General features: G+C 66.8%; 5 protein-coding genes. All 5 read right to left on the reverse strand.

The annotated features are described in order from the left end of the window. On the reverse strand, positions 1-8,310 hold an 8,310-nt coding region (locus tag AB0H61_RS24425; protein ID WP_357308363.1), incomplete at its 3' end, for an amino acid adenylation domain-containing protein. 511 nt (positions 8,311-8,821) lie between these two features. Further along, positions 8,822-9,919: a hypothetical protein gene (locus tag AB0H61_RS24430; RefSeq protein WP_357308366.1), complete on the reverse strand. Its 1,098-nt coding sequence runs from the start codon at positions 9,917-9,919 to the stop codon at positions 8,822-8,824. A 105-nt stretch (positions 9,920-10,024) separates the two neighbouring features. Further along, entirely contained in the window at positions 10,025-10,213 is a 189-nt protein-coding gene (locus AB0H61_RS24435) for a hypothetical protein (RefSeq protein WP_357308369.1), read from the reverse strand. A gap of 1,079 nt (positions 10,214-11,292) precedes the next feature. Then, positions 11,293-11,427 (reverse strand): hypothetical protein, encoded by a 135-nt coding sequence (locus AB0H61_RS24440; protein ID WP_357308372.1) that lies wholly within the window; start codon positions 11,425-11,427, stop codon positions 11,293-11,295. Positions 11,428-11,718: 291 nt separating this feature from the next. Beyond that, positions 11,719-12,171, reverse strand: a complete 453-nt coding sequence (locus AB0H61_RS24445; protein WP_357308375.1) for a hypothetical protein — start codon at positions 12,169-12,171, stop codon at positions 11,719-11,721. Positions 12,172-12,179: the final 8 nt, after the last annotated feature.

The raw sequence follows: 12,179 nt of genomic DNA on the forward strand, positions 1-12,179 counted from the left end.
AACCTGATTCACCACGCCCGAATGCGGCACCGCCACACCCTTCGGACGACCCGTCGAACCCGACGTGAAGATCACATACGCCGGATGCTCCGAACACAACGGAACAATCCGCTCCGCATCGGTGAGCGGTGCGGTCGAATACCCCGATAGTTCCAATTCATCGATCGACAGGGTGGTCACACCCGCCGCGGTGAAACCATCACGCGCGGTGGTCAATACACAGACCGGTGCCGCCGACTCGAGCACATACCCCACACGCTCGGCAGGCTGATCCAGATCCAACGGCACATAACCGCCACCGGCCTCCTGCACCGCATAGGCAGCCACCACCAAATCGACCGAACGACGCATACCCAGCGCCACCAGCGATTCCGGACCCACACCCGCCTCGACCAGACGACGCGCCAAACGATGCACACGCGCACCGAACTCCGCATACGTCAGCGTGATCCCGGCAGCCGGATCGATCACCGCGACCGCATCCGGCGTCGCCAGCTCCTGGCGGGCGAATTCGGCCACCAGGGTGCCCGCCGAATCCAGCTCCCGCGCGGTGTCATTCCACCCGCGCAACGCCGAATCCATTTCCCGCTCGTCCAGCAGGACGATATCGCCGACGGGCACATCCGGGTCGGCGATAATCGCAGCCAGGATCAGATCCAGGCGGCGCGCGAAGGCGGCCACCGTGTCCTCGTCGAAAAGGTCCAGCGCGTAGGAGAATTCGGCCGACATGCCGGTCGATTCGCCCTGCTCGTCCTGGATCTCCTGCAACGTCAGCTGCAGATCGAATTTGGCCAGGCCCGCGTCGTAGTCGATACCGTTGATGGACAGGCCGGGCAGTTCCAGGTTGGCCTGCTTGGTGTTCTGGAACGCCAGCATCACCTGGAACAGCGGATGCCGCGCCTGCGAACGCGCCGGGTTGAGCACCTCGACCAGGCGTTCGAACGGCACATCGGCATTGGCGAACGCGTGCAGGTCCTTCTCGCGCGCGGTGGCCAGCAGATCCGCGAAGCTCGCGGTGTCGTCGATCTCGGTGCGCAACACCAGCGTGTTGACGAACATGCCGATCAGATCGTCCAGCGCCGCCTCACCACGACCCGCGACGGGCGTGCCGATGGCGATATCACTGCTGCCGGAGAGCCGGGCGAGCAGCACCGCGAGCGCGCTGTGCATGACCATGAACGGCGAGGCGTTGTAGCGGCGGCCCAACTCGACCAGGGCCTGCTGGGTCTCGGCCGAGATCACGAACGGGTAGGTGCCGCCTCGGTAGCTCGCCACCGCGGGGCGCGGCCGGTCCGAGGGCAGCACCAATTCGTCGGGCAGGTCGGCGAGTTCCCGGGTCCAGTAGGTGATCTGGTTGGAGATCAACGACTTCGGATCCTCTTCGGAACCCAGCACCTCGCGCTGCCACAGCGAGTAGTCCGCGTACTGCACGGGCAGCGCGGACCAGGCGGGCGGCTCCCACAGCGTGCGAGCCGCGTACGCCACCATGACATCGCGGGCCAGCGGACCCATGGACCAACCGTCGGCGGAGATGTGGTGCATCACCATGCCGAGTACGTACTCGGACTCGCTGATCTCGAAAAGCCGGGCGTGCAACGGCACTTCGCTGGTGACGTCGAAGGCCATGGAGGCCAGGTCGATCAGATGCTCGAACAGCGTCGCCTCGGTGACCCGGTACGGGGTCAGGTCCGGAACGATCTGCGCCGCGTCCAGAACCACCTGTACGGGGCCGGTCGCGGTCTCCGGGAAGACGGTGCGCAGCGACTCGTGCCGATCGATCACGTCGATCACGGCGACCTGCAACGCGGCGACGTCCAGCTCACCGGAGAGCCGGATGGCGACCGGGATATTGTTCACCGCCGATTCGGTATCGAATCGGTTCAGGAACCACATGCGCTGCTGGGCCAGCGACAGCGGCACGTCCTCCGGCCGCTCGCGCGCCACCAGCGCCTTGCGCGCACCGTCACCGGCGCGCGACTCGACTCGGGCGGCCAGCGCGGCCACGGTCGAGGCGTCGAACAGCATGCGCACCGGCACCCGGGTGTCGAGTGCGATGCCGAGGCGGGAGGCGACCTGGGTGGCGATGAGCGAGTTGCCGCCGAGGTCGAAGAAGTCGTCGTCGACACCGATGCGGGTGATGCCGAGGACCTCGCCGAAGATCTGCGCGACGATCTCCTCGATCGGGGTCGAGGGTGCGCGGAAGACCTTCACTTCGAAGACCGGGGCGGGCAGCGCCTTGCGATCCAGCTTGCCCGAGGCGTTCAACGGGAACTCGTCGAGCACGACGAATGCCGACGGCACCATATACGCGGGCAGTTCACCACCGAGCTCGGCACGGATACCGTCGACATCGATCGAATGACCAGCAGCCGCAATCACATACGCCACCAGCTGATCACCGAGACGATCATCCGAACGCACCAACACAACCGCCTGCGCGACCGACGCCAGACCCGTCAGCGCCGCCTCGATCTCACCGAGCTCGATACGCAGACCACGCAACTTCACCTGGAAATCGGTACGACCCAGGTACTCCAACTCACCATCGGCAGTCCAGGTCACGAGGTCACCGGTGCGGTACATGCGCGCACCGGCCGGATCGAACGGGTTCGCGACGAAACGATCACTGGTCAGGTCGGGACGCGCGACATAGCCGCGTGCCAACTGCACGCCCGCGAGATAGAGCTCACCCGCGACACCCACCGGAACCGGGTGCAGGCGTGAATCCAGCACGTACACCTGGGTGTTGAACACCGGCGCACCGATCGGAACCGACGTGACATCCGCATCGACCACCTCATGGAAGGTGACATCGACCGCGGCCTCCGTCGGACCGTACAGATTGTGCAACGCCGCACCGGTCAACTCACGCAACCGCTGCGCGGTCGCCGGAGGCAACGCCTCACCCGAGGCGAACACATTACGCAGACTGCGGCACTCGTCCGCGCCGCCCTCGGCGACGAAGACCGACATCATCGACGGCACGAAATGCGCCGTGGTGACCTGCTCCTCGGTGATGATCTCCACCAGGTAGCCGGGATCACGATGACCATCCGGCCGCGCGACGACCAGGCGGGCGCCGATCTGCAACGGCCAGAAGAACTCCCACACCGACACGTCGAAGGTGGCGGGGGTCTTCTGCAACACCACATCATCGGCACGCAGGCCGTACTCGGACTGCATCCAGACGAGGCGGTTCACGATCGCCTGATGCGAGACCGCGACACCCTTCGGGCGACCGGTGGAGCCGGAGGTGAAGATCACGTACGCGGTATTCGACGGCCGCAGCCGGGCATTGCGTTCCGCATCGCGCACCGGGGATTCCGGATACGCCGACAGATCCAGTTCGTCGATCTCGACGGCCGTGATGTCACCGGCGTCGAACCCGTCGCGCGCGGTCGTCAACACACAGACCGGTGCCGCGGTTTCGAGTACGTAGCGGGTGCGATCGGCCGGATGATCGGGATCCAGCGGCACATAGGCGCCGCCCGCGACGCTCACCGCGTACATGCCGACCACCAGCTCGATGGAGCGGCTCATACCGAGCGCGACCATCGACTCCGGCCCAACGCCGAGCGAAATCAGATGCCGCGCAAGACGATTCACCCGAACCGCGAAATCGGCGTAGGACAGACTCGTCCCCTCGAACGTCAACGCGGTCGCGTCGGGCGTACGCGCGACCTGCGCCTCGAACATCGAGACCAGCGTCGCCGCGGGCACCTGGTGCGCGGTCCGGTTCCATCCGGTGAGGACCTGTGCACGCTCGGCGTCATCGAGGATGTCGATGTCGTGCACCTTGGATTCCGGTGCGGTGACCGCGGATTCGAGCACGCGCAGGAAACGGCGTCCGAACTCGGCGACGGTCTCGGCATCGAACAGGTCGGTGGCGAAGGAGACCACGGCCCCCATACCCGCGGGTTCGCCGTGCGAGCCGCGCTCCTCGGTGATCGTCCACTGCAGATCGAACTTGGCGATGTCGACATCGAGTTCGTCGGCGGTCACCGACAGACCCGGCAACTCCAGCGTCGCGTGCGACATCTCCTGGAACGACAGCATCACCTGGAACAGCGGATGCCTGGCCTGCGAGCGAGTCGGGTTGATCACCTCGACCAGCCGCTCGAACGGCACATCGGCGTAGGCGAAGGCGGCCAGATCGGTTTCCCGGGTACGGGCGAGCAGCTCGGTGAACGGCTGGCTGCCATCCACATCCGAGCGCAGTACCAGGGTGTTGACGAACATACCGATGAGGTCGTCGAGCGCCTGCTCGCCGCGGCCGGCGACGGGCGTGCCGATGGCGATATCGCTGGTGCCGGAGAGCCTGCCGAGCAGCACCGCCAGCGACGCGTGCATCACCATGAACAGGCTGACACCCTGCGCGCGCGCCAGCGCGGCCAGCCGGGTGTGCAGATCGACATCGATATCGAAGGTGACGCGGCTGCCGTGGAAGCTCTGCATCGGCGGACGCGGCCGGTCGGTCGGCAGATCGAGCTGATCCGGCAGTCCGGCCAATTGCCTACGCCAGTAGGCGATCTCGCGTGCGGCCATGGAGCCCGGATCCGCTTCGGAGCCGAGCAGTTCGCGCTGCCAGATGCTGAAATCCTGGTACTGCACCGGCAGCGGCGACCAGGCGGGCGCCTCGCCCGCGGCCCGCGCCAGATACGCGGTGGCGACATCGCGCGAGAGCGGACCGAACGAGAAGCCGTCCGCCGCGATGTGATGCACCACGAACGCGACCGCGTGATCCGGCGTGCCATTGGTCGAGCCGCCGGTCACCTGGTAGATGCGGACCCGGATGGGCAGTTCGCGCGAGACATCGAAGCCGGTGGAGGCGAATTCGGTGAGTGTGGCGGACAGTTCGGATTCGTCGATCGAGGCGACCGAGATGGCCAGGTTGATCTCGTCGTCGGGCACCACCTGCTGGTAGCCGCCGTCACCGGATTCGGGGAAGACGGTGCGCAGCGACTCCTGGCGCGCCATCACGTCGTTGAGCGCCGCCTTCAGCGCCGGGATGTCGACGTGGCCGCGCAAGCGCACCACGAACGGCAGGTTGTAGGTAGGCGCGGCGGGATCGAACTGGTTGATGAACCACATGCGCTGCTGTGCCAGCGACAGCGGCACCCGCGCGGGCAGCTGCTGGGCGACCAGCGGCGGCCTGGAACCGTCTGCGGGGGTGGCGTTTTCGGCACGCGAGGCGATCCCGGCCACGGTCGGGGTCTCGAACAGTGTCCGTACCCCGATCTGGGTGCCGAACGCCGCGCCGATCCGCGAGACCACCTGGGTGGCGACCAGCGAGTTGCCGCCCAGGTCGAAGAAGTTGTCGTCGATGCCGATGCGTTCCTGACTGAGCACGTCGGCGAAGATGCCCGCCACGATCTGCTCGGCCTGGGTGCGCGGGGCGCGGAAACCGGCGACGTCGGCGCTGAACACCGGCTCCGGCAACGCCTTACGGTCCAGCTTGCCGCTGGTGTTGAGCGGGAACGCCGCCAGCACCATCACCGAGGCGGGCACCATGTAGCTGGGCAGTTGTTCGGAGGCGAACCGGGTCAGCTCGACCGGATCGATCGACTGTCCCGGCGCCGCGACGACATACGCGACCAGCTGCTGACCGGTGGCGGTGTCGACCACCAGCACCGCGGACTGGCTGACCGCGGGATGGGCCAGGGTGACCGTCTCGATTTCACCGAGTTCGATGCGCTGACCGCGGAACTTGACCTGGAAGTCGGTGCGGCCGATGTATTCCAGCGTGCCCACGGCGTTCCAGCGCACCAGGTCACCGGTGCGGTACATGCGCTGTCCGTGCGTGCCGAACGGGTTGGCGACGAAGCGATCCGAGGTCAGATCCGGGCGGCCGCGGTAGCCGCGCGCGAGCTGACGCCCACCCAGGTACAGCTCACCCGGCGCGCCGATCGCGGCCGGACGCAGCCGCGAATCCAGGACGTAGACCTCGACATTCCACTCCGGGATGCCGATCGGCACGGTCACCGTATCGGCGGCGGTGGCCTCCCAATAGGTGACCGACACCGCGGCCTCGGTCGGACCGTAGAGGTTGTGCAGCCCGGCGGAGGAGATCGCGCGGAAACCGGTCGCGGTCTCCGGCGGCAACGCCTCACCGATCACATATACCGCGCGCAGCGTCGCGCACTGGGCCTCGGTGGCATGGGTGACGAATACCGTCAACATCGACGGCACGAAGTCGGTCACGGTCACGCCGTGCCGTTCGATCATGTCCGCGACGTAGAGCGGGTCACGATGCCCGTCCGGCGCGGCGATGACCAGCTTCGCGCCCACCATCAGCGGCAGGAAATAACCCCACAGCGACACGTCGAAGGTGGTCGCGGTCTTCTGCAGATACACGTCGTCCGCGGTGAGCCGGTACTCGTCGAGCATCCACAGCTCTTGGTTGACGATCGCGTGATGGGTCACCGCGACACCCTTCGGGCGTCCGGTGGAACCCGAGGTGTAGATGACGTAGGCGGTGTTATCCGGGCGCAGCGGGCCGAGTCGCTCCGAATCCGCCACCGGCGCATCGGAATACGCGGAGACATCCAGGGTGTCGATCTCCACCCGGCGCACCGTGTCGGGCAGCTCCAATTCGTCGTGCGACAGTGTCAGCACGCAGACCGGATCCGCGCTCTCCAGGATGTAGGCGGTGCGATCGGCCGGATGATCCGGATCGATCGGCACATACGCGCCACCGGCCTTGAGTACCGCGTGCATGCCGATGACCAGTTCCAGCGAACGCCGCATACCAAGTGCGACAAGCGATTCCGGGCCGACACCGTCGGCGATCAGGAATCGGGCCAACCGGTTGACCCGCGCGCCGAATTCGGCGTAGGTCAATGTCTCGCCCTCGAAGTCGAGGGCGATATTGTCCGGGGTCAACGGAATCTGCGCGTCCAGCAGGGCGGGCAGCGTGGTGTCGGGGACGTCCTGCTCGGAGTCGTTCCACTCCAGCAGCGTCTGGACCCGCTCGGTCTCGGTGGTGACCGGCAGATCCCACACCGCCGCATCCGCGTCGGCGGCCAGGAACCGGTCGAAGAACTCCAGGAACCGCGAATGATGGGTCCGCGCTTCTTCCTCGGTGTAGAGGTTCGGGTTCGTCTCGAAGTCGATATGCGAGCGCGTACCCGACTGATAGAAGTTGACGCCGAGATCCTCGATGCTGCCCGTGGACAGCACATTGAGCTGGCCCACCATCGGACCCAGGGTCACCTCGCTGTGGAACAGCATGATGTTCACCCACGGGCCGAAGAACTCGGTGGTGACCACACCATCGCCCGCGGCATCACGGCGGATGTCCTCGTGACGGTAGCGCTGATGGCGCAGCGCGCCGGACACCTCGACGGTCACCGACTTCAACAGATCCGCGACCGTCGTATCGTGGCCGACCCGCAAACGCAGCGGCACGATATTGGAGACCACACCACCCGAACGACGCATGGCCGCGGTGGTACGCGCGGTCACCGGCAGACTCAGGATCACATCCTGCGCACCGGTCAGCTGCGCCAGGTACGCGGCGAAACCGGCGATCAGCAGACCGGCCGGAGAATTGTCGTACCGCGCCACCGCGGCATTCAGCAGCTCATCCTGCGCGGCGGTCAGCGCCGCACTCGCGACCCCGTTCACCGGAGCCGGCGGCGCCGAACGACCCGCCAGACTCGAGCCCTCCTCCAGACCCGCGACCCGCTCGGCCCAATGCTCCTTATCCGACTGGAACCGCGTGCTGTCGCGGTAGGCGATCTCCTGCTCGTAGAGCGTGCGCAGATCGGTGGCCTTCGCGGGCTTCGGTTCCTCGCCGTTCACCGCCGCGGAGTACAGCTCCGCGATCCGGGACATGAAGGTCATGGCGCCGAAACCGTCGAGCACGATGTGATGCGCCCGGGAATACCAGAACCAGCGCGAATCGGCCAAGCGCAGCGCGGCCGCCCGGATCAGGCGGTCGCCGACGATATTCAGCGGACGGCTGTACTCGGCGCGCATCCACTCCGCGGCCGCGGCCTCCGGGTCCTCGGCATCGCGCAGATCGACGTACTCCAGCGTGGAGTCCTGCGACATGTCGATCGTCTGCAGGGGCTCACCGTCGCGCTCGATGATCCTCAGCCAGCCCGAGCCCTGCTCGACGGCAGCCGCGCGGCTCGCCTGCGCCAGCGCGTCGATATCGAGATCGCCGTGGAGATCGACGTACTGTGCGATATTGATCGGCACCTGCGGATCGACGTGCTGGGCATACCAGATGCCCAGCTGCGCCGGCGACAGCGGGAAGTACTCGCCACCAGCTTCGCCGTTCCCGCCGAAATCCAGCCGGTCCAACCGTAACCTCGCTTCCGGAACACCACGCAAGCGCTCCCCGACGACACCCGGACAGGACGCTCACCTATCCCAAGCGTGGCGTCCGCGTCTCCAGGTTCAGTTCTCGTATCAATCAGGCAAAAATGTTCATTGGCACTATCTGTCCAGGGCCGATCTCGTTACATGGGCCCGACCGTGCCCCATACCCACCGACCGGCTCTGCCGGGATGTCCATCGCTGATCACCGGGACAATCTACCGTTGCCCCCCTCGCCCGACCAACCAAGCTCCATAGCAGTAGTGCATCACACCTGGCAGCGGAATCGATACAGGTTTGCTGGATTCGATGTCGGGGTTCTCACAGCGGGATTCGCAGCACGAGATTCGTCGGCGGGTGTAGTGATCCAGGTCTCGCTCCGCCACCGGCCATACGCCGCACAACTCCGTGCGCCCGATGGCACCCTCGCCGGATTCCTCGCCTCGAGGTGGAACCGCATTCGGGTTGGCTGCGTCTATCGGGATGTAGGTATGTTCTAGCCCGGCGCGTCGGGTGGATTTGCGGAGGGGATCAGCCGGTGGGCATCGAGATTCCGGAGCCGCTGCAGTGGGCCGCGAAATATGTTGTGGGCGCGGGCGATTGGCCCGAGGGCGATGAGACGGCGATGCGGCGGGTGGAGGCTGCGTGGACGGAGCTCGCCGACACCCTGAACGAGTTGGACGGGGAGGCCACCTATTCGATCAAGCAGGCGTTGAGCCAGCTCGATGGCGCGACGGGGGAGGCGTTTTCCCAGCACTGGGACAAATTGGGTGGGGGTAAGGGGGCTTTCGATGGGTTGATCAAACACATCGAAACCCTCGCCGATCAGATCGGTGACGGTGCGGCGGATATCGAGCACACCAAGCTCGTCATCATCGCGTCGCTGGTGATCTTCGCGGTCGAGATGGCCATCGCGTTGGCCGCGATGGCGACGGGTGTGGGCGCGCCGGCGGGTGCGGCCGAGGCGGCGGCGGCCCAAGCCGCGACCAGGATCACCTTGAAGATCTTGATGAAGAAGCTGCTGCAGAAGATCCTGTCGAAGGCGGCATTGAAGGCGGCGGGGCGGGCGGCGGTGCGTGGGGCGTGGGAGGCGGTGCTCGAGGAGGGGGTCCTCGATATCGGGATCAAGTTGGCGCAGGTCGCGGCAGATCGGCGGGATCCACTGTCGAAGCAGGAGTGGATTGATTCGGCGAAGGGTTTGGCCTCGACCGCCGTCGCCGGCGCCACCGAAGGGTTGCTGGGTGGTGGAGACAGTCCGGGTGGCCGGCGCGGCAATCCGCTGACGAATGCGGTCAAGGATGGGGCACAGGAGGCGGCGGCGAGTCTCGCCAGCGAGGTATCGGCGGCGGCGACACAGGCGGCGTTGACCGATCAGCCGTTCAACCTGGGTGACGTGTTGTCGACCGAATCGTTCACTTCGGCAGCGGCTGCCGGGGTGCAGCGGGGGTTGGAGGGTGGTTCGGGGGATCACGGTGGTCAGGACCAGGGCAACCAGAACAACCAAAACCAGAACAACGAGCAGCAGAACCAGCAGAACAACAACCAGCAGCAGTCGAACCAGCAGAACAGCCAGCAGTCGCAGCAAAACCAGCAACAGCCCGGCCAGCAGGCACCGACCCAGCCGCAGAGCCAGCAGTCACCGACCCAGCCCTCAGGCGACCAGTCGCCCTCCCAGCAGGGCCAGCAGCAGCCCACGCAGTCACAAAGCCAGCAGTCGCCTGATACCCAGTCCACGGGCCAGCAGTCCCAGCAATCCCAGCAGTCGCCGACCCAGCCCTCGGGTGATCAGTCGCCCTCCCAGCAGGCCAACCAGCAGCAGCCGAGCCAGCAGTCGCCTGGCCAGCAGTCGTCCGATCAGCAGTCTTCTGCCCAGCAGCAGTCTCAGCAATCTCCGAGCCAGTCGCAGGGGCAGCAGTCGCCGTCGCAGCCCTCGGGCGACCAGCCATCCTCACAGCAACAGAGCCAGCAGTCACAAAGCCAACCGTCAGGCCAGCAGTCGCCCGATGCCCAGCCCACTGGCCAGCAACCCCAGCAGTCGCCGACCCAGCAAACACCGGACACCCAAACCCCAAGCCAGCAATCCCCCGCGCAGCAATCGGGCGACCAAACCCCTGCTCAGCAGGGACAGCAGACACCCTCCCAGCCCTCGGGCGACCAGCCATCCTCACAGCAACAGAGCCAGCAGACACCCTCGCAGGCACCGGACCAGCAGTCGCCCGATGCCCAGCTCACAGGCCAGCAACCCCAGCAGTCGCCGACCCAGCAAACACCGGACACCCAAACCCCAAGCCAGCAATCGGGCGCACCGCAATCGGGCGACCAAACCCCCGCTCAGCAGAGCCAGCAGACACCGTCCCAGCAAAGGCCCGACACACAAACCTCGGGCCAGCAGTCGCCGACACAGCAGTCGGGGGATCGATCACCCTCCCCGCAGGGCCAACAATCGCCGAGCCAGCAGTCACCCAACCAACAATCAGGCGAGCAGTCGCCCTCCCAGCAAGGCCAGCAGACACCCTCCCAACAGGGCCAGCAGACGCCGTCGCAACAGACGTCGGATACGGAGCAGAGCGCGGGGCGGCCCAGCGGCCAACCCACCCAGCAGGCTGCCGCCCCCGGTTCCGACCAACCGACCCGCTCGAACACACCCTCGAGCGACCAGCCCACTTCCTCGGACCCGGCTACCACGCAAACGCCGCAGCCCGGCACCACACCGACGCAACCGAGCCCATCGCCCCAGGACGCGCCGGTCGGACAGAACCCCTCACAACCGCAGTCCTCGGCTACTCCATCCACACCCAGCAACCCGACCAACACCGACGCCGCGTCTTCGACCGCGGCTCCATCCACGGGAACCCCGGCATCGGGCACACCCACCGGAACCCCGACGGGAACCGGCACGCCCACCGGAACCGGCACCCCACCATCTACTGGTAGCCCATCACCTGCGTCACCGAGCTCGACCCCACCTCAGTCGACACCGCCCGCACCGACGACTCCGACCACGCCGACGTCGCCCAACCCCACCCCGACGAACACCGACACCAGCACCGCCTCCACGGCAACCGCGACCCCACCGGTCACCGCCTCCCCCTCCCCGGGCACCCCCGACACCACCCCGCGCACCAACCCGACCCCAACATCCAGCGATCCGGGAACCTCCGCAGGAACTGGCGCATCACAGCCCGCGACCCAACGCCCGAACCCCCAAAGCCCTGCCACCCCGGGACGCCCCGACTCGACATCCTCCCGTCCCGGGCAGAGTGACTCCAGTCAACAGTCACGCCCGCAGCCCAGCACCCAAAATCCCACCGCACCAACACGATCCGATTCGACTCCCGCGAAACCGGAAAACCGGCAACCCTCGCCCACACCCGGCCAGCCCGCCCGCGCCGATCAACCGGGAAACAACCCGACCACCCCCGGCTCCGAGAACCAGAGCACACGACCGTCCGCGGCCGATCCCAACGCCGAACGGCCTACGCCACCGGACAACTCCAGTGCCCCGACCAAGTCACGCCCGGATGGCACAGCCACACCCTCCCGCAACGACACCACGAACACCCCGAACCGGCCGGAAAACCCCACCGCCACCACCCCGGGCAATTCCTCTCCCGACCGCACCAACTCCACGGCCACACACCCGGAGAACCCGCCCACACAGCAACCTTCCGCACCCGACTCCGGCACGCCGACCAACCCAGGTACCGGACGGCCCACACAGTCGGACCACCCGACCACCCCGTCACAGTCGCGACCGGACACCACCCCCACGCCCCCACGCAGCGACACCACGAACAGTCCCCGCAGGCAGGACAGCCCGACCACTCCCGCCGAGCCGGGCCGCACACAGACAC

This window comes from Nocardia sp. NPDC050710 (assembly GCF_040654375.1).
In the GTDB taxonomy this organism is placed as follows: Bacteria; Actinomycetota; Actinomycetes; order Mycobacteriales; family Mycobacteriaceae; genus Nocardia.